Here is a 20303-nt window from a genome sequence, read left to right on the forward strand (position 1 = left end):
CGGTATCGACGGACTAAGGCCCGGTTCTGACCGCATGACCCGGCGCCGCAATCGCGCGCTGTGCGAAGTCTATGAACGCATGCACCTTTCGCGAATGACGCCGGTTAGGCAGGTAAGTCGCATAGACGAAAGCGTCGCCGCCCTCCGGCGTGACCTGGGCGTCGTCGAACAAGGCAGTCAACGATCCGTCGCGTACCGACGCCCCGATGAGCCATTGCGGCAGCAGAGCGATGCCCAGCCCGCCGAGCGCCGCGCCCGCGAGCATGTCGAGATTGTTCGTCAACAATTGACCGCCGACATCGACGGATTCGCTTCTGTCAGGGTAGCGGAATACCCACTTCTGCCGGTTGCCGGGCTTATACGCAAACCGCAGACAGTCGTGTGCAACGAGTTCCGAAGCTGCGTGCGGATGGCCTCGCCTCTGCAAGTACGCCGGACTTGCCACGACGCATCGCGCACTGTGGCCGAGCCGCTTCACGATGAGACGAGGGTCGGCGGTCGGCACGCCAACGCGCAAGGCCAGATCGATCTTCTCGCTGACCAGATCCATGTGACTGTCAGACACGACCAGTTCCAGATTCACGCGCGGATGCTGCCGTAGAAACGTCGCGATATGCGGGGCGATATGCAGCCGGCTATAAGTTGCCGATACGCTCACGCGCAGCGAGCCCATGGGATCGATACCGGTGTCGATGACGCTATCGTCGGCGCCCGCCAGATCGGCCAGCACCTGGCGCACTTGCTCGACGTAGGTCACACCGGCGTCGGTGAGCGTGACGCTGCGCGTCGTGCGTGTCAAAAGCGACGTGCCGAGCGACGCTTCGAGTCCGTCCATCAGTCGCATGACGGAAGACGTCGTCTTGCCGAGTTCATGCGCGGCTGCCGTGAAGCCGCCGGATTCCGCTACCGCCAGCAAGGTTCTCAATGCCAACAGCTTGTCCATGTGCTCTCTATGAGTTCGACGCCGCGACCTTCGAGCGTCGCTGACAGTGTACTCATCCAGAAAGAGGAGGGCAGACTCGGTGCATCGAATGATCGCGTTCAGAACTTGTGACGAATGCCGAGCGTCACCACGAGCTGACGCTTGCTGCTCGACGGTCCGTAGCCGAGCACGGTGGCGTGCGTGGCATCGCCCGCAGCTTGCTGGGCGAAGGCGAGCATGGCGATATCCGTGCGCTTCGAAAGAATGTAATCGACCGTGACGTTCAGCTCGTGCCACATCGGCGACTGGTCGGGATTGTCGTATTTTCCGCGCGTGAAAACGTAAGCGGTGCCGATCAGCAAGTCGGGCCGAATGTTGTAGTTGACGCTCACGTTGAAGTTTTTCAGATTCAGGTGACTCTGATCGAGATAGCTGTAATCCACGTTCGTGAACATTGCGCCTAAGCGAAGCGGGCCTGCTACATAAAAGCCGCCGGTGCCGAGAATTCTTTGTTTGCTGGCATAGGCCTTCGAAGGCAACGCGCTGTGCGTGAATAGCAGGTACGTGGGCGAGTAATCGTTGTCGACGGCGCCCGTTTGATTGGTGTTGCTGTACGGCGAGTCGTACTCCGCATACGCAACGTTCCAGTTGAAGGGACCGTGGTCGTATCGAAGGCCGAGGCTGAAGGCACGATTGTCCGCAAAGCCGCCGGATGAGTTGCTGAAGCCATACAAGGCAGTGGCCTTGATACCGTGGAAGTCCGGGCTCGCATACTTCAACGAATTCTGGATGCGAATATTGTTGAAGGTGTTGTCGCTATCGCCAATACTCCCGAGCCAGCTCCATGCCGTATTGGGTCCCAGATAGTCGACGACGGCATCGTACTGACGGCCAGCGGTAAGCGTACCCCACGCGTCGCTCGAAAGGCCGACAAAAGCCTGTCTGCCGAACTCGCGGCCGTTGTTGCTCAATGCGCCGTTCAACGCATTGAAGCCGTTTTCTTGCGTGAATACTGCCTTAAGGCCCGAGCCGAGATCTTCGATCCCACGCAGTCCCCAGCGCGGGCTCTGATTTTGTCCGGTGATGGCCTGATACGTATGATGACCGGATTGATTCGGCGAATAAGCGACGCCCACCGATATCAACCCGTACAACGTAACGCTGCTTTGCGCATGCGCAATCGGGACTTGCAGGCCAGTCAAAAGTCCTGCAGCAACAGCGAGGTGCTTGAACTTCACGTGATACTCCATGATTTTGGCGCGACAAACGGGCTCGTCATGGTCGCGACGATCGATATCGGCAATACGAAATGGGTCGATGCGGTTGTCCCACCCGTCACGGTGAGACGGACGTGGGCGTCGGGCTAAAGGCCGGTCACTGCCTTTGCGCGGTTTGCGATGTCGGGAAGCTCAAAGCTGCACGGACGCGCGGCGGATCTCCCGTTCTCCGTCGCTCGTTCTCACACCGAGCGCATAGAGTCCCGAGGTCTTGCCGTTGTAACGAATCTCGAACGGGAAATCGGAAGGTCGTGCAATCTCGCCGAGCCAGTTGGCCAGCGCGCTTTCGTCTTCGCCGATCTCGATCCAGTCGAGACCTTCGCCGCGTACGCTTCCAGTTCCCGGTTCCACGGGCAGACTCGCGGTATGCGGAGCGTTACCGGGCTTGAAGTACAAATTTGGCTTGCCGATAGGCCACGCTGTCATCGCGCTGGGCGTTTGCAGCGCAAAGCCGCGATTGCCGTTCATCATCTGGCGCCCGGCATCCTTGCCGGTCGTGCTTTCATCGATCACTGTTCCGTGATGCCGGGCGAACGCTTTCAGTTCATCGAGCGAATCGGTCCGCAGGCACCAGCCGACGAAACAGTCGCCATTTCGTGTTTGTTGCTCGAAAAACCTTGGCAGAGGTTGATCGCGCTGGAGAACGGTGTGATCGACGATTCCTTCCACTTCGATATAGATATCCGGCGCGAGCGGTACGACTTTATGGCCGATGCCGTAGAGTGGAAAGAAGCCGCCGTCGTAGTTGCCTAAGCCGGTTTCACGGCTGAGCCGGAACGTGGCTTCATAGACGTTGAGCGCTGCAAGGCAGACATGGTCGAAGTGGATCATTGCGTCATTCCTGATGAAGTAATACGTACTCGTTATGTGACTGCTCAATCGGTCGAGGTCAGTCCGAAGTTCTCTTGCCGGTGCGCGTCGCCAGCGGTGCCGTCGTAACGTGGCAGCAAGAGGAAAGTGAAGGCGGCGCCAGCTGCGAGCGCAGCGCACAGCACGAGCGCCGGTTGATAGCTGCCGAGACGATCCGCGAGCCAGCCGATACCAAGCGGGCCCACACCGGCCGCGATGCACAGCGAGCCGTACTGCCATGCATAAGCGCGTGGAAACATGCGCAACCCGAAGTAGCGAGTGCACATATAAGCGACCAAATCGATCTCTCCGCCGAATGCCCAGCCGACCGTGAAGGCATAGAGCGGTGCAAAGGCGAGGCCGCCCAGTTTGAGCGACAGGACGCCGCCCATCCCGACGAGGCAGGAGAACGCCATGAGGCGCGGCGCATGCACGTGGTCGGAGAGCCAACCGACGATCAGGCGCACGCAGATCGTGCCCACGCCGATCAGGCTCATATACTTCGCCGCCGAGGTCGGTGTCGCACCGAGTTCACGAAGCATCGGCGCCATGTGCTGCGCGCTGCCTGCAACGAATAGCGTCGACAACGTGAAGGCCACGAACATGAGCCAAAAAGTCCGGCTTCGCTTGACCGCGGCAAACTCCTTCGCCAGCGCTTTCGGATCGGCGACTTCGGGATTGTTTGAAGCGCCCGAGATGTCTTGCTGATTGTCCCGGAGGATCAGGAGCGAGACGGGTGCACCAATAGCCGCGATCGCCGCGAGCATCAGATAACCGGCATGCCAGCCGGATCGGGCGATCGTCATGGCGATGATCGGCGGCAAAACGGCTCCGCACAGTCCCAGCCCGACTTGTGTCAGACCCAGCGCGAATCCGCGACTGCGGTCGAACCAGCCGCTGATTACCCGTGTGAACGTGAGGCCGCTCGTGCCGCCGCCGAAGAATCCGGCCAGGCCCACGAGCACGATATACGCGATGGGCGTGGAGATGAACGCCGCCATCCCTGCAAAGCACGCAGCCAGAGCGAGGGCGCTGCCTGCTGCGGTGCGGGCGGCGCCGAAACGCGAAAGCAGCCGTCCCCACATTTGCAGGCCAATGGCGAGTCCGAGCGTGAATGCCAGATAGCCCGCGCCGTATTGCGTCTTCGTCAGGCCGACCGCACTTTGCAGGTCTCTGGCGAACAGGCCGAGATTGTAGGAGCCCAGGCCGATTACGCCAATTCCAAGGCCGACGGTCGAGCCGATCAGCTGCGCCCATCCGCGTCTGAATTCGCCTGGTGTGTTCGTTGAAACATTCATGGAAGCAATCGCCAATTATCGGTTGATCAATAGAAGTTCGGCACGACGCGTAAATGTGCGCAGCGTTGAGCGTTCAGCAAGGCAGACAGCTCAAGATGGAACAGAACTCACGATTCCACTTGAACCGGAGGACACCGGTGTATCTCCACTTGTTATGTAGCTTATTGATGCCAAAAAAATTGATAAACGGGGCTTCAAGGCAACGCAGCATTGCATTCGCTGCCATGCAGAGGGGTTGAAGCGGCGCGGAAGCAGGCGCGCCAATGCCGGCAGAATAGGGACGTGAAGAAGAAAGACGGAGTTGCGGCGGCAACTCAAGCATCGCCCACTCACCCATTCTTTGAAAAACTGTTCCGAAAACGCACGGCAGCGTCGCCGACTATACGAAGGTCTATAAAAATCCACCTCGGTCGTGATCCGGCAATCCCCACGGATAGCTTTTTACGCAGCGCCATCCGGCCTATCCTCGTTTACACGACGACCGCTGCGGCAGGGCGGTTCACCCACATCGGAGGAAACAAGCCGGCCATGACCACCTCGCTTTCTCACGCGGCACCCATCATTCAGATTGGCACGAGCGCGCCGGACTTCACCTTGCAGGCCACGCCGGATCAGAAAATCTCGCTCTCCGAATTGCGCGGCACGCCGGTAGTCATCGCGTTCTATCCGGCGGACTGGAGTCCAGTTTGCGGCGATGAACTCGGTCTCTTCAACGCCGCGCTATCGTCGATCCATCGGCTGCGTGCGCAGCTCGTCGGCATCTCCGTGGATAGCGCGTGGTCGCACGCGGCGTTCGCATCGCAACGCAAGCTGCACTTTCCGCTGCTCGCCGACTTCGAGCCGAAAGGCGAAGTGGCGCGACGCTACGGCGTGTATCGCGTGGCCGAAGGCGTCGCCGAGCGCGCGTTGTTCGTGCTCGATGCCAACGGCGTGGTGCGCTGGGCCTACGTTTCTCCGATCACCGTGAATCCGGGCGTCGATGGAATTCTCGACGCGCTCGAGCAATTGAACTCATCCACGAAACAGGACGCGCAATGAGCCATCTTTCTCCGCCGGTCGGCCCGCTCGATCACATTCAGGGCGACGCCGAAGCACCCGTGACGCTCGTCGAATACGGCGATTTCGAATGCCCCTATTGCGGCGCCGAGTACGGCGTAATCAAGGCCGTGCAGGCGGCCATGGGCGCGCAATTGCGGTTCGTCTTCCGGCATTTTCCGTTGACCGACATGCACGCGCATGCGCTTCATGCGGCCGAGTTCGCGGAAGCCGCGGCGAGCATCGGCAAGTTCTGGGAAGCGCACGATGTGTTGTATGAGCACCAGGCGTCGCTTGGCGATCGCGCGCTCGCGCAATACGCGGCGCAACTCGGCGTGCCCGCGCACGCGCTTTCGAATGCGTTCGATGGCGCCTTCGACGCGCGCATCCAGCAAGACTTCGATGGCGGCTTGCGAAGCGGCGTGAATGGCACGCCGACGTTGTTCATCAACGGGCATCGCTATGACGGCGAGCGCGATGCGGCGAGCTTGCTCGAAGCGTTGCGGGCGGTGCTCGATCGCGTGCAATAACCGAAGCACGAGCGCCTCAAGTCTCCAGGGGCGCTGCCTCGCGTGAGTTCTCGTCAGCCAGCGGCATGTGTTCCAACCCGCTGCATTCGTGCGCGGCGGCTAGTCCAACCGCCGCCGCAGCCCGTCGCCCGCTAGCGGCATGTCGCGCAGCCGCTTCCCCGTGGCGTCGAAGAGCGCGTTGCCGAGCGCGCCCGCGGTCGGTCCCATCGACGCTTCCGCTGCACCGAGAAACGGCGCGCCCGGTCTATCGATCAGATGCACGTTGACCGCGCGCGGCACGGCGGAAAATCGCAGGATCGGGTAACTGCTCCAGTCGAAGCTGCGGATGCGCTTCGTGTCGAACTGCAATTCCTCGTACAGCGTCCAGCTCGCCGACTGCAGCACGCCGCCCTCGATCTGATTGCGAATACCGTCGGGATTCACGATCTGCCCGGAATCCACCGCGACCTCGGCATGTTCCAGCACCACCTGACCGGTTTCGGGGACCACGGACACCTCGACCGCTATCGCCACATAAGCCATCAGATTCTTGTATTTGGCGAATGCGAAGCCGACGCCGTGATTGCGCTTGCGCGGCGCACGCGGCCAGCCGAACTTCTCCGCCGCAAGCGCGATGACATCGCGGGCGCGCGGGTCGTGCATATGCTTCAGCCGGAACGCGACGGTGTCCGCGTTCGCGGCCGCCGCCAGTTCGTCCATGAACATCTCGATGGTGAACACGTTCATATGCGCGCCGAGCGAACGCATGGCTGACGTATGCAGCGGCATCGTCGGCGAGAAGTTGTTCATCACGTGAAGATTGGGGAACGTGTAGAGCGGAATGGCGTTGCGGTCGCCGCCGCCTTCAGGCTGCACCATCGGCGTCGAAGGCGCGGGCGCGAACGGATGTTCCAGCATCTGCGCCGGAATCAACCGGCCCGCGTTCACGATCCGTTCGTTATGCGAGCTGCTCCAAAGCGCATAATTCCAGTCGACGATATTCCCGCCAGCGTCGAGCGACGCGCTCACTTCAGTGACCATCGCGGGCGTGTAGTGGTCCCACGTGTGCTCCTGTTCGCGCATCCATTGCACGCGCACGGGCTGGCCTTCCAGTTCCCGTGCGATGAGCGCGGCGTGCGCGGCGACATCGTCCGCGCCGTTGTGACCGTAGCAGCCCGATCCTTCGACATGGATGCAACGTACCTTTTCCTTCGGCATGGACAGCATCTCGGCGAGGCCGTCGCGTAACGGATACACGCCTTGCGAATGCGTCCATACAGTCATCGCGCCGTGCTCGAACATAGCGACGGCGCAGGATGGTCCGATCGAGCCGTGCATCATGTAGCGGCGCGTGTAGCGAGCGTCGAGCGTCTTTGCCGGCGCGCCGGCCGCGCCGTGTGTATCGGCGATCTCGATATGCTGCGTCGAGATCGTCTTCAAATCGCGATGCACGGTGGCCGGATCAGGTAACGCACGCCCCGCGCTCCACTGGCTTCCCGCAGCGAGCGCGCGTTGCGCCTGCACCGCTTGCCATTCGCCTTTGGCCACCACGGCAAGCATGCTGCCGTTTCTGATGACCTTGATGACGCCCGGCATCTTCATGATGGCGGGCGTGTCGGTTTCCATGAGCCGCGCCTCGTACACGGGCGGCATCACCACGCGGGCGTGGACCATGCCGGGCATCGTCATGTCCTGAACATAGCTCACGCCGCCCGTGACCTTGCGCGGAATATCCACGCGCGGCAACGACGTGCCGATCATGTCGAAGCTCGCGGGATTCTTGAGCGGCGAGACCGCCGACGCCACGCGATGCAGATCGATCATGCCGACCGCTTCGCCGTACGTCATGCGTCGTCCGTCTGGCGCTTCGATGACTGCATCGTGCGTGCGGAGCACATTGCTGGCGACGCCGAAATGACGAGCGGACGCATCGACGAGAAGCCCGCGCACTTGTGCCGATGCGTTCAGCAACGCGCTGCCGCTATCGGCAATGGTGTGACTGCCCGCGGTGAGGCCTTCGTCCGGCGAGGCGCCCGTATCGGCGGTGAGGAAGTCGATGAGCGCGGGCGCCATGTCCAATTCCTCGGCGGCGATCTGCAGGAGCGCGGTGCGCACGCCCGTGCCTAGCTCGACCTTGCCGGTGTAGACGGTAACCTTGCCCGTACGGTCGATCTTGATCCACGAATCGAGATACGGATTGGTCTTGAGGCTGCCCGCGAGCGCCTGCGTCGCCCGGCCGATGTGCACTTCGGCGCCTTCGTCGGCAATCACTTCCTGAGCCATGGCGCTCACGCCGGGAAGCATGCTGAAGCTCACGACGAGCGCGCCGGACATGAGAAAGCGCCGCCGTTTCTCGTCGATCCTGTCTTCCGCGACGCTCATTGCGCGCCTCCGTTCGGTGCGCTCAGATGCGCGACTTCGCGGATCGCGGCGAGAATCCGCATGTGCGTGCCGCACCGGCAAAGGTTCGGCTCCATGTGTTCGAGCAGTTCGCTCTCGGTCGGATGCGGATTGCGGTCGATGAGCGCCTGCGCGCGCATGATCATGCCGGCGATGCAGTAGCCGCACTGCGCGGCCTGATGATCGATGAACGCTTTTTGCAGCGCGCCGGGATGCTGGATCGTGCCGAGACTCTCGATGGTCCGCACGGGCCGCTTGCCGATGGCCGCGACAGGAATCAGGCATGAGAACACGGCTTCGCCATCCACGATCACGGTGCAAGCGCCGCATTGCCCGAGGCCGCAGCCGAACTTCGCGCCATGCAGTTGCAGGTTCTCGCGCAGGGCATAGAGCAGCGGTGTCGAAGGATCGATGTCGAGCGCGTGCTGCGCGCCGTTGACGGTGAGGTTGATCATCGCGCGTGATTCTCCTTTCTGATGCTGGCCGCCATGGCGTCGATGCCGGTCCACGGATCGCGTTGCGAGTACGTCGCCCGAATGTAGGACGCGAGATCGGCGATCTGCCGGTCGTCGTAGATCTGGCCGAAGCCGGGCATGTAGTTCGTGCTGTCTTCGCCATGCCAGCCGTTGCCGCTCAACATCATCTGGATTGCGTTGCGCGGCGTCGCGGCATCGACGGCGCTGCTGAACGCGAGCGTGGGGCGCTCGCCGATAGACTGCATCGGCGCGGCCGGGCCGTGGCATTGCGCGCACGATGCGGCGAAGAGCGTCGCGCCACGTCGTATCGCGGGCGATGTGCCTTCCGGCGCGACGCCATTGGCGATGGCGGGCCGTGCTTTCTGTATCGACATGAGATACGCGGCGATTGCCTGCACGTCTTCTTCGGGCACGGTTGCGAGATCGCGCGTGACGGGCAGCATGGGGCCGGCGGCCGCGCCGTGTTCGCTCGCGCGACCGGTACGCAGATACGTCACGAGTTGCTCGCGCGTCCACGGCTTCGGCGCTGCATACAGTGCGTTGAGCGCGGGCGCTTCCCAGCCGTCGACGATGCCGCCATCGAACGCATGCCCGGCCTTTTCTCCGCCGATCGGATTGAGCGGCGAATGACACGATGCACAGTGACCGAGGCCATCTACGAGCAGCTTGCCGCGATTCCATTCGGCATCTTTGGATGCATCCGGATGCTCCGGGCCCGGCCGCAAAAAGAGCACGTTCCAGAAGGCGAGCAAGGGCCGGAAGTTCAACGGAAAGATGAGCCGATTGGCGGGCGCGCTTGCTTTCACGGGTTCGCGCGTCATCAGGTAGGCATAGGCTGCCGCGATATCGCTGTCAGGCATGCGCGTGAAGTGGATATACGGAAACGCGGGATACAGCAGGTGCCCGTCGCGCGCGATTCCATGGCGCAACGCGCGCGTGAAGGCTTCGAGCGACCAGTCGCCGATGCCTGTCGCAACGTCCGGCGTGATGTTGGTCGCGTAGATCGTGCCGAAGGGCGTGGCGAGCGGCAGGCCGCCCGCGAACGGCTTGCCGCCCTTGGCCGTGTGACACACGATGCAGTCGCCCAACGCGACGACGCGCGCGCCCGCGAGCCGCGTGTTTGCGTCGAACGACGCCGGCGCGGGTGGCGTGACCGGTGCGATGGCCGGTTGCCACATCAGCCATGCGGCGATCATCAGCGCGGCGGCGACCACCACGCTTACGCCCGCCAGCAATCGGGACTTGCGAGTCATTCACGCACCTTTGGAAGTGGTCATGCAACTACCGGTCAAAGTATCGACCGCCCGCGAAAATGTCCTGAAGCGGCGCTGAAATCTTGTTAAGGCAAACGAGCTTTCATTAAGCGTGACGAGCCGCATGTCCCCGTCCGATGGCGAGATAGTGCGTGAGCGCGATCAACGGAAACGCCGTTGCCACCGTTGCCACCAGCGGCCAGCCGCCATGCTCGTAAAGCGGACTCGCCAGCGCCGATCCGACCGCGCCGCCCACGAAGATGCTCGTCATGTAAAGCGCGTTGAGACGATTGCGGCTCGCCGCGTGCAGCGCATAGATCTCGCGCTGGCCGAGCACCATGTTCATCTGCACGCCGAAGTCGAGCACGATGCCTGTCGCCACCAATCCGATCACGCCCCATGCCGGATGAATCAACGCCGGCGCGTATGCCAGCGCGCCCACCACCAGCGCGATGAGCGTCGCGCGCACCGTGTGGCCCGCATCCGCGAGCCGTCCCGCTACCGGTGCCGACGTCGCGCCTATCGCGCCGACCAGCGCGAAGATGCCGATCTGCGTTTGCGACAGTCCGAAGTGACGCGTCAACTCGACGGGAATCGCGGTCCAGAAAAGGCTGAACGAAGCGAACATCAGCGCCTGATAAAACGAACGATGCCGCAAGACGGGCATCGTGCGAATCAAGTGTCCAAGCGAGCCGATGAGTTCGAAATACGTGGCCTTGTGATCCGGCTGGCGACGCGGAATGGTCAACGCGAGCACGCTCGTGACGACCGCCATCAACACGGCCGCACAGCCGAATACCGCGCGCCAGCCGAAGTGACCGGCGACCACGCTCGATATGGGGCGCGACAGCAAAATCCCGAGCAAGAGTCCGCTCATGATGGTGCCGACCACCTTGCCGCGCGACTCGTCGGGCGCGAGATGCGCGGCAAGCGGAATCAGAATCTGCACGGCAACCGAACTGAAGCCGACCAGGAGCGAGACGCCGAGAAACAAGCCCGCCTGATGCGTGAACGCCGCGGCGGCAAGGCTCGCGATCGACACCAGCGCGGTGATAATCATCAACTTGCGGTTTTCCAGCAGATCGCCGAGCGGTACGAGAAAGAACAGGCCGATTGCATAGCCGATCTGCGTGAGCGACACGATCATGCTCGCCGCGCCGCCCGACATATGGATGTCCGGTGCAATTAGCTCGGTGATCGGCTGCGCATAGTAAAGATTCGCGACGATAGCGCCGCAACAGAACGCGAACAACGCAATGAGCCCGCGTGTCAGCTTGACGGGGCTGCTACTGCCCGTCGTGGTGGATGCCTGGGTCGACATGACGACTCCTCGAATCAAAAAGAAGAAAGCGGCGCGCTCAATGCCCGACCTTCATCAGGCGGTTGCCGAGCGAAATTCCTAGATCGGTCATGCGCCGGCCGAGTTGCAATTGCTGATGCTCCCAGCGTCGCAAAGCGGTATCGATGGTCTCGCCGCCATCCGCCACCGCCGACAACGCCAGCGCCAGCGCATGTGCGTTGGCCGCCGCCTTGGCGGTGCTGCCCGCCGTATGCGGCCGTGGCACGGACGCCGCATCGCCCAGCAGCAGCGCACGGCCGAACACCATTTGCGGCGAGCGCAGATCGACGATCGGCTGCATGAACGGATCGTCCGTGGATTCGACGAGTGCGCGGAAAGTCGGGCCAAGCATGGTCCGCGCTTCGTCGCGCAACTGAACGATGTCGGCGTTCTTGGTCGAACCCGGCGGCAACGAAAACGCGCGCTTCTCGCCATGACGATCGACGAGCAGTTCACCGAGCCGTTCGGCGCCGTACTTGCGATACCAGACCCAGTTCCAGCGACGCTCGCCGGGCACGGTCGAATCGTCATCGCCGGGAATGAGGTATGAAAGTCCCGAGTGCCCGTCGCCGTCCTGAAACGCGAAGCGGTCGCGCAGCATGTTCGCGGCGAAAATCGGCAGGTCGGGTTCCTCGACGAGTCCGCGCCACGCCACGTAACCTGCATAGACCGGCACGATCTCGGGCAAGAGCCGCCGCCTGAGTGTCGAGCGGATACCGTCCGCGCCGATCAGCAGATCGGCCTCGACGCTGCGGCCGCTTTCGAAGCGCGCGACGACGCGCTCGCCGTCCTGATCGAAATCGACGAAGGTCTCGCCCGCATGAAGCGCCTGCGCGGGCAAGGCGTTTTTCATCGCGCGATAGAGCAGGCTCCACGACGTCTGCATCTGCGGCATGTGGAACTGTTCGAGCACGCGGTCTTCGCGATCCAGATAGATGCGATCACCCGAATTCACGCCCGGCGGATTCGGCACCGCGACGCCCGCAAATGCGAGCGCTTCCAGCACATCCGGCTGCAACACGACTCCGCCGCCCCGGCTTTCGAGCTGGTTCGGCGAAGTTTCGAAAACATCGGCATGCCAGCCTGCCGCGCGCAGGGCGTTGGCCGTGAGCAAGCCGCCAAGCGATCCGCCGATGACGACGGCACGCGGTTTATCGAACGCGTTCATGCTGCTTTCCTTTGCGCCGCTAAACGCCGCGCGGTGATGAACCCTTCTGGAGCCGATGAACGCAGCTTATGCGTTGCGTCGCGATTGTTGAATATGGATAGAATGCAAGTTCGCGTTGCGTCGGGCGCAACGAAATGTGGATTGAGGGCGAACATGGACAAGCTCCTCGCGGTCAGGACGCTGCTGGAAGTCGCGGACGCTGGCGGCTTCTCGAAGGCAGCGCAACGTCTGGGCGTAGCCACGTCATCGGTCACGCGTCTCATGGATTCGCTCGAAGACTCGCTCGGTGCCGCGCTGCTCACGCGCACGCCGCGCAAAGTCAGCCTCACGGATGCCGGAATCGCGTATGTCGAGCAGGTTTCGAAAGTGCTCGACGACCTCGCCGAAGCCGACGAAAGCGTATTCGACAGCGGCGCGGCGCCCGTGGGCACACTTAGGATCTCGGCGCCGTCCACGTACAGCCGCCTGTGCCTCGCACCGCATCTTGCGACGTTCCTCGCGGAGCATCCGCGCGTGTTTCTCGATGTCGTCATCGCCGATCACTTCACGGACCTCGCGCTCGATCGAATCGATGTTGCGATCCGCATCGGCCGCGCCGACCGCGACGCCAATCTCATCGTCAAAAAGCTCGCGGACAATCCGCGCCATGTCGTGGCAAGCCACGCGTATCTCGCCCGCAACGGCACGCCGCAGACACCGCAGGACCTCGACGCGCACGAGTGCCTGCGCTTCGCGTACGGCGGCGGCTATCGCACGCGCCAGGTCTGGACCTTCCGGCGCGATGGCGACGAACAGCGTGTCGATGTGCGCGGTCATCTGCTGTCGAATAATCTCGACATCCTTCTCGAAAGCGTCGTATCCGGACGAGGCATTGCGTTGCTGCCCGAATGGCAAGTCGCGCCCGACATTCGCGCGGGCCGCGTGGTGCGTCTCTTCGAACAGTTCGACGCCAGTCCTCACTCGGGCGATGCCGTGGTCTACGCCGCGTATCTGTCCAATCGCCGGCAATCCAGCAAGGTGCGCGCGCTCGTGCAGTTTCTCGAAACGCGTCTGCGCGCTTCGGGCGAAGACCGAGGCTCTTGAACTGAGTGCAGTGTAGGAACGCAGCGCGGCTAAAGTCCTGCAAAAAACGTGAAATGTTCTGAGGCGGCGCGTGGGCGCGGGAAAGACGCTTGAACGACATGCTTCGCCGCGCATCGGATTAAGAAGTTTTAAGGACCGTCGCGCCTAGTTGGCGCTTAGTTGGCGCGTGGTTCGGGCGTGGTGCGTTGAGACTGCCTGGCATCTCGCGTATTCACCGTCGTTCACGGTTCTTGGCGCCAATCCGCATCGCAGCGCTTAAGGCTTTTTTAGAACCCGCCAAAGCCTTTAAAGATTCGTTTCGCTACCCTCTGACAAAGAACGCGGACTGCGAACGGTCCTCGACGTCATGCGAATGCAGCGCGTCGTGACGGACCGCTCGCCATGTCTCGACACACAGGAGCGGGCATGAAGCTGACGATTGCAGGCGTGGCGATTCCCGATACCGCGATGGCGCAGGCCGCCACGAATCTGATCAGCGCCACGCAATCCGTCCTGATGTTTCATCACGCGCTTCGCTCGTTCCTGTTCGGCGCACTGACCGGCCACCGCGAGAACAGGCCCTTCGATGCCGAACTGCTCTACCTCGGCGCGCTGTTTCACGATGTCGGACTGAACACGCGCTTCCAGCACTCGCCGAACCGTTTCGAAGTGGACAGCGCCGATGCCGCGCGCGACTTCATGCGTCAGCACGGCGTGGCCGAGCGTCAGATCGAAGAGGTGTGGCTCGGCATCGCGCTGCATACGACGCCCGGCATTCCGGAACATCTTTCGACGCTGGTCGCGCTCATCGCCGCCGGCGTGCAGATGGACGTGACGGGCGCGCGTTACGACCAGTTCAGCGAGCCTGAGCGAGATGAGATCGTGCAGGCGTATCCGCGGGAAACCGGCTTCAAGAAGAAGTTGATCGAAGCGTATGCGCGCGGCATGGAGCATCGGCCGGATACGACCTTCGGCACGGTGAACGCCGACGTGCTCGATCGCTGGGACCCGAACTACCGGCGACTGAACTTCTGCGGGCTGGTGTTGGGATCGGACTGGCCGAACTGAAATCGAAGGCTATTGCACATGGCCGAAGGAGAGATGAATTGAGCACCGAGGCATTCATCGACGGGACGCGCAAGGCGTCGTTTGGCTCCGGCATCGCCGTGCATTTCGATCAGCTCTGGTTCGATCAGCTCGTACTCGAAGCGCTGCTCGTGGATGGCGAGATCGTGCGGCATCGCGCGAGAACGCAAGACGGCGCGCGGTCCTGGCTCGTCGCGGCGCCTGCTGGTCCTTCTTCCGATGCCGTGTTGCGGCGTCTCAGGCAAGAGTTTGCGCCGGCCGGGAAGCTCGATTCCGCGTGGGCCGTGCGGCCGCTCGCGCTCTTGAGGCTCGAACGCGGGCCGGTGCTCGTCTATGAAGACCAGGGTGGCGCGCCGATTCTTCCACGCGCCGATGGCACGATTGCACTCGGCCGTTTCCTGCGTATTGCCGTGGGCGCGGCGCAGTCGCTCGCGCTCGCGCACGAACGCGGCGTTCTGCACGGCGACATCAAGCCTTCGAACCTGCTGGAAGGCGCCGATGGCACGGTGCGCTTGCTCGGCTTTCGCGCTTCGACGAGCGAAGCTGCAGAGTCTATCGACCACGCCGATACCTTGAGCGGCACGCTGGCGTATATGTCGCCGGAGCAGGCGAGACGCGCGGAAGAACAGGCCGACGAGCGCAGCGATCTCTATTCTCTCGGCGTGACCCTGTACGAGCTATTGACCGGCCACTTGCCGTTCGAAGCGGCGGATGCGGTTGAATGGATCTTCAATCACGTCGCGCGGCAACCCGCCGATCCGCGCAGCTACCGCGCGTCATTGCCCGATGTGCTGGGTTCAATCGTACTCAAGTTGCTTGCCAAGAGTCCTGCGGAACGATATCAAAGTGCGTCGAGTCTCGAAGCCGATCTGCGGCACTGTCTTGCCGACTGGAACGAGATGCAGCATATCGTCCCGTTCGAACCGGCCGCGAAAGACAACGTCAAGAATCTCGCCTTTACGCATCGTCTGTTCGGACGTGTGCATGAATATCAGGCGCTGCGGGACGCCTTCGATCGTAACGCGCGACAGGGCGCCGCCGAACTCATCCTCGTGTCCGGCTATTCGGGCGCGGGCAAGTCGGAACTCGTGCGCAGCGTGCATCGCGCGACCGCGCAGAGTGCCGCGCTCTTCGCCTCCGGCAAGCTCGAACAGTACGGTCAGAACGCGCCTTATGCGCCGTTGATGCAGGCCATCCGTTCGCTCTTTCAGCGCATTCTCGGTGAGAGCGACAGCAAACTCGACCGCTGGCGCGCCGTGCTTTGCGAGGCGGTCGGTTTGCAGGGAAAACTCATCGTGAACTTCATTCCCGAGCTGGAACTCGTGCTCGGCGAGCCGCCCGACGTAGCGGAGTTGCCGCCCGTGGAAGCGCAGTTGCGCTTTCAGGCGTTGATCTCGCGGCTCTTGTCCGTGTTCGCGACAGAAGCGCATCCGCTGATTCTCTTCTTCGACGACGTTCACTGGTTCGACGAGGCCACGCTGAACTTCATCGCCGCTTTCGTGGCGCATGCCGATATGCGTCATATGCTTCTAATCTGCGCGTATCGCGATAACGAAGTGGATCGCTCGCCACGGTTCAAGGCGTTCCTCGATTCGTTGCCCGATGCCGGCGCGCGCGTGAGTTCGCTGGCTGTCGGGCCGCTCGATCCGGCGAATGTCGTGGCCTTGCTCGCCGACGCACTTCATTCCGATGCCGCGCATGTCTTTCCGCTCGCGGCGGTGGTGCACGAAAAAACCGGCGGCAACCCGTTCTTCATCAAGCAACTGCTGCTCGTGCTGGCGGAACATCGGATGATCGTCTACGACGGCGAGGCGCGTCGCTGGACGTGGGACCTGGAACGTATCGGCGAGTACGAATCGTCGGATAACGTCGTCGATCTGATGGTGACGCGGCTTTCGCGCCTGCCGCCAGCGGCGCAGGCGGTGCTCAGGCTGCTCGCGTTCATGGGACGACGGCTCGACCGTTCGACACTCATGCTGATCGATCCCGGCGATGGCGTCGAGTCGGCGCGGCGTCTGCAACCCGCGCTCGAAGCAGGGCTCGTCGTATCCGACCGCACGGGCTTTGCCTTCGCTCACGACCGCGTGCAAGAGGCGGCGTATGCGTTGACGCCCGAACACGAGCGCGGTGTCGAACACGCCCGCATCGCGCGCATTTTGCTGCGAGACTTCAATGCGCGGACGCTGCAATCGGCGTTCGACGTGGCGCACCATATCGAACGCGCTCAGGCGGCGGGCGCGCTTCTCGAACTCGATGCAGACGAGACCGACGTGTTCGCCACGGTTTGTTTGCAAGCGGCGCGTCAGGCGAAAGAAGCGATCGCTATCCGTTCCGCGCTGAATTATCTGGACGTCGTGCAGGCGCTGCTGCACGCGAACGGCGCGGCGCAGGCCCACGCCGCAAGCTATGAAATGGGCGTGTTGCGCGTGCAGTGTCACATCCTGAACGCCGATTTCGACGCTGCCGGTAAAGAGATCGCCACGCTCTTGCGCGAGGACCTGTCTGTCGTCGCGCGCGCGTCGGTCTACAAGCTCAAGGTCGACATGCAGCAGCATCTGTCGGACTATGAAGCCGCCGTCGAAACCGCGCTCGAAGGCGTTCGGCTGTTCGGCACGGTTCTGCCGCGCTTTCCGCAAGCCGCCGATGTCGAAGCCGCGTATGGCAAGCTCAACGCGTCGCTTGCATCGCGAAGCATCGCCTCGCTCGCGAACCTGCCGACGTTGCGCGACGAGAAGATCGAGTCCGAGATGAACCTGCTCGCGAGCGTCTACGCGCCCGCATCGTTCGTCGATGAACGGCTCGGTTTTCTGCATCTGTGCCACATGGTGCAGATGACCATCGACCACGGCATCACGGCAGCATCGGCGCACTGTCTGTCGTGGTTCGGCGTTTATGTCGCCGAGTTCTTCGGGCGCTACGAGGAAGGCTTCGAGTTCTCGCGGCTGGCGCGCACGCTGGTCGAATCGCGCGGCTTCAACACGGTCGCCACGAGCACGCTGGTGGCGCTCGATACGGTCGCCGTCTGGACCCAGCCGCTGCCCTACGTGCTGGCCTGCGCGCGCGATGCGTTCGAATCCGCCAGGCCGAGCGGCGACCTCACGATGAGTTGTTACGCATGCAATCACATCGTCTCCGATCTGCTGACGATGGGCGCACCGCTCGAACAGGTCGATCGCGAAATCGACCTGGGTTTGTCGTTCGCGCGACGCGTGAGATTCCGGGATGTCGAGGACATCCTGGAACTGCAAAAGCGATACGTACACAGCCTGACGGGCGGGCCGGGACTGCCGGGCAATCTCGGCTCGGTGGTGGACGGACGCATGACCTTCGACGCCGATCTGCTCGACACGCAGATGACGACGCTGCGTTTCTGGATCTGGCTGCTAAAGGGCATGTCCTGCTACTTTCATGGCGATTACCGCAACGCGTCGTATTGCCTCGCTGAAGCCGGCGAGCTGACGTGGGCGACGCCCGCGCACGTGCATCAACTGGACTATCACTTCTATTCGGCGCTCAATCTCGCGCAAATGTACGAAGCGGACGAAGCCATTGCGCGCATCGAACCGCATCTCGCGAAGCTTACGGTCTGGGCGAAACTCAATCCGGCGACGTTTCTCGACAAGCTGTTGCTGGTCGAAGCCGAAATCGCTCGTCTGCTCGCCAAGCCGCTCGAAGCGCTGGCGCGTTATGAGGAAGCGGCAGCCGCAGCGTCCGAAAGCGGCTTCAGTCATATCGATGCACTCGCGCATCGGCTGGCGTGCGCGTGCTGCGAAGCGAACGGGCTCTTTACGGCCGCGCGGGAACATCGGCGGCGCGCGATCGACGGTTATGCGCGCTGGGGCGCGCATGCGCTCGTCGGCCGACTCGAACGCGATGCGGGTCCGGCACGCGCGACGGCCGTGCGTCAAGCGCTCCCCGAGGTTCCGGTGGCGTCCCGTCCATCGGTCGAAATCGAGGATGCGCAGCATCGCTTCGATTTGCTGTCGGCGCTGAAGTCGTCGCAGGCGCTCTCCGAGGAGATCGTGCTCGACAAGCTGATCCGCACGCTCGTCACGCTCGCCATCGTTCACGCCGGCGCGCGCAGCGGCATCCTGATTCTCATGCAAGGCAACGTGCCCGTGGCCGAAGCGCGCGGACAGGAGACGCCCGAGGGCGTACAGGTTCAGCTGGCCGGCGAAGCGCCCGTGCGCGAGGATTTGCCCGCTTCGGTCCTGTACACGGCGCTGCGCACGCGTAAGCCCGTGGTGGTGGAAGACGCGCAGCACGATCCGCGATTTTCCTTCGATGCAGCCTTGTCCAGCAGGCCGGTTCGTTCCGTATGCTGTCTGCCGCTCGTGAAGCAAGGGCATGCCGTCGGCGCGCTTTACCTGGAAAACGATCTGACGACGGGCGTGTTCACGGAGAGCCGCACGTCGGTGCTCGAATTGCTCGCGTCGCAGGCGGCCATATCGCTCGAAACGGCGCGTCTTTATGCCGAGTTGCTCGAAGAAAACAAGCGTCGCAAGGAAACGGAAGCGGCCCTGCGCATGAGCGAGGAAGCGCTCGCGCTCGGGCAGCGGATAGGCCGCTCGGGAAGCTATATCTGGAACACGCTGACGGGCGAACGCTATTGGTCGAAAGAACTCTACAACGTGTTTTGCTTGCCAATAGAAGCGAGCGGTCCCGCGACACGCGCGATCATGGAGCGCATTCATCCCGAGGACGTCGCGTTTTATCGGGAGATGGTCGAGCGTGCCGCGCACAAGCGCGTGCCCTTCCGGCAGAAGTTTCGCGTGGTCGCGCCGGACGGCGCCATCAAGCATCTCGAAGTGCTGGGCGAACCGTCCGGCGTGAGCAGCTTCGTCGGCGTGGTCACCGACCTGACCGAAAGGCACATGACCGAACTCGCCTTGCAGAACGCGAAGAGCGAACTGGCGAAGGCATCGCGCGCATCGACGATGGGCGAACTCGCCGCTTCGATCGCGCACGAGATCAATCAGCCGCTGGCTTCCATCGTGTCGAACGCGAGTGCGTCCGTGCGCTGGCTCAACCGGCCCGAGCCGGATCTGGCCGAGGCATCGAGCGGCCTGCGCGAGATCGTCAAGGACGGCAAGCGGGCGGGCGATATCATCCGCGCATTGCAGACGCTTGCGAAGGAAACCAAGCCTATTTTCGCGCCGGTCTATATCGATTACGTCGTGCGCGAAGTGTTCGAACTGGCGGCGGCGGAAATAGAACAACGCGGTGTCCTCGTGCGGCTCGATCTGGCTGCGCGTTGTTCGGTAACGGCTGATCGCGTGCAGCTGCAACAGGTGCTGTTCAATCTCGTCATGAACGCCGCCGATGCCATGAGCCATCTCGATGCGCGTCAGCGCCTGCTCGCCGTCACGTCCTGCATCGACGACAGGGGCACCGTGATCGTGTCCGTGCAGGACAACGGCGATGGCATTCGCGAAGACATTGCCGAGCGCATCTTCGACGCGTTCTTCACCACGAAGGACACCGGCATGGGCATGGGGCTCGCCATTTGCAGGTCGATCATCGAGGCGCATGGCGGGACGCTCACCGCGGGACCGGCGTATCCGCGTGGGACGGTGTTCGTCTTCACGCTGTCGGCGGTCGCTTGAAGTCGTTGCGTGAAGCTATCGTG

General features: G+C 62.7%; 15 protein-coding genes. 5 read left to right on the forward strand and 10 right to left on the reverse strand.

The window, feature by feature from the left end:
- Positions 1-13: 13 nt before the first annotated feature.
- The 4 genes from QCE79_RS20900 to QCE79_RS20915 form a co-directional block, all read right to left on the reverse strand.
- Entirely contained in the window at positions 14-943 is a 930-nt protein-coding gene (locus QCE79_RS20900) for a LysR substrate-binding domain-containing protein (protein WP_309847554.1), read from the reverse strand.
- Between the two features lie 98 nt (positions 944-1041).
- Positions 1042-2160, reverse strand: coding sequence for a porin (locus tag QCE79_RS20905; protein WP_309847557.1), 1119 nt, complete (start codon positions 2158-2160; stop codon positions 1042-1044).
- Between the two features lie 171 nt (positions 2161-2331).
- Complete coding sequence (locus tag QCE79_RS20910; protein ID WP_250467905.1) at positions 2332-3030, reverse strand: VOC family protein; 699 nt, start codon at positions 3028-3030, stop codon at positions 2332-2334.
- Between the two features lie 44 nt (positions 3031-3074).
- Positions 3075-4346: an MFS transporter gene (locus QCE79_RS20915; protein ID WP_309847561.1), complete on the reverse strand. Its 1272-nt coding sequence runs from the start codon at positions 4344-4346 to the stop codon at positions 3075-3077.
- 528 nt (positions 4347-4874) lie between these two features.
- On the opposite strand from QCE79_RS20915, the gene QCE79_RS20920 reads away from it, so the two are divergent.
- Together QCE79_RS20920 and QCE79_RS20925 are read left to right on the forward strand one after the other, a co-directional pair.
- Positions 4875-5384 (forward strand): redoxin domain-containing protein, encoded by a 510-nt coding sequence (locus QCE79_RS20920; protein ID WP_250467907.1) that lies wholly within the window; start codon positions 4875-4877, stop codon positions 5382-5384.
- The gene (locus QCE79_RS20925) at positions 5381-5911 is read left to right on the forward strand and encodes a DsbA family protein (protein ID WP_244831229.1); all 531 of its coding nucleotides are present in this window, start codon (positions 5381-5383) and stop codon (positions 5909-5911) included. The genes QCE79_RS20920 and QCE79_RS20925 overlap by 4 nt, the downstream gene beginning before the upstream one ends.
- Positions 5912-6010: 99 nt before the next feature.
- On the opposite strand, the gene QCE79_RS20930 is transcribed toward QCE79_RS20925, so the two are convergent.
- The 6 genes from QCE79_RS20930 to QCE79_RS20955 form a co-directional block, all read right to left on the reverse strand.
- Positions 6011-8272 (reverse strand): molybdopterin cofactor-binding domain-containing protein, encoded by a 2262-nt coding sequence (locus QCE79_RS20930; RefSeq protein WP_309847565.1) that lies wholly within the window; start codon positions 8270-8272, stop codon positions 6011-6013.
- On the reverse strand, positions 8269-8745 hold the full coding sequence (locus QCE79_RS20935; RefSeq protein WP_244831231.1) for a (2Fe-2S)-binding protein: 477 nt from the start codon (positions 8743-8745) through the stop codon (positions 8269-8271). Before QCE79_RS20935 ends, QCE79_RS20930 begins: the two co-directional genes overlap by 4 nt.
- A complete protein-coding gene (locus QCE79_RS20940) occupies positions 8742-9962 on the reverse strand; it encodes a c-type cytochrome (RefSeq protein ID WP_404989407.1) in 1221 nt (406 codons plus the stop codon). Before QCE79_RS20940 ends, QCE79_RS20935 begins: the two co-directional genes overlap by 4 nt.
- Before the next feature lie 163 nt (positions 9963-10125).
- Positions 10126-11340, reverse strand: coding sequence for an MFS transporter (locus QCE79_RS20945; RefSeq protein ID WP_250527207.1), 1215 nt, complete (start codon positions 11338-11340; stop codon positions 10126-10128).
- Positions 11341-11377: 37 nt separating this feature from the next.
- Positions 11378-12526 carry an FAD binding domain-containing protein gene (locus QCE79_RS20950; RefSeq protein ID WP_244831234.1) on the reverse strand — a complete coding sequence of 383 codons (1149 nt, stop codon included), beginning with the start codon at positions 12524-12526 and terminating at the stop codon, positions 11378-11380.
- Positions 12523-12681 carry a hypothetical protein gene (locus tag QCE79_RS20955; RefSeq protein ID WP_309847575.1) on the reverse strand — a complete coding sequence of 53 codons (159 nt, stop codon included), beginning with the start codon at positions 12679-12681 and terminating at the stop codon, positions 12523-12525. The genes QCE79_RS20950 and QCE79_RS20955 overlap by 4 nt, the downstream gene beginning before the upstream one ends.
- Here QCE79_RS20955 and QCE79_RS20960 point away from each other — a divergent pair.
- The 3 genes from QCE79_RS20960 to QCE79_RS20970 all read left to right on the forward strand — a co-directional run bounded on the left by QCE79_RS20960 (position 12680) and on the right by QCE79_RS20970 (position 20280).
- A complete protein-coding gene (locus QCE79_RS20960; RefSeq protein WP_309847577.1) occupies positions 12680-13609 on the forward strand; it encodes a LysR family transcriptional regulator in 930 nt (309 codons plus the stop codon). The two genes, QCE79_RS20955 and QCE79_RS20960, sit on opposite strands and share 2 nt — an antisense overlap.
- A gap of 405 nt (positions 13610-14014) precedes the next feature.
- The gene (locus tag QCE79_RS20965) at positions 14015-14656 is read left to right on the forward strand and encodes an HD domain-containing protein (protein WP_244831936.1); all 642 of its coding nucleotides are present in this window, start codon (positions 14015-14017) and stop codon (positions 14654-14656) included.
- Between the two features lie 38 nt (positions 14657-14694).
- The gene (locus QCE79_RS20970; protein ID WP_309847582.1) at positions 14695-20280 is read left to right on the forward strand and encodes an AAA family ATPase; all 5586 of its coding nucleotides are present in this window, start codon (positions 14695-14697) and stop codon (positions 20278-20280) included.
- The last annotated feature ends 23 nt before the right edge of the window (positions 20281-20303 follow it).

The sequence above is a fragment of the Caballeronia sp. LZ003 genome (assembly GCF_031451465.1).
Taxonomy (GTDB): Bacteria; Pseudomonadota; Gammaproteobacteria; order Burkholderiales; family Burkholderiaceae; genus Caballeronia.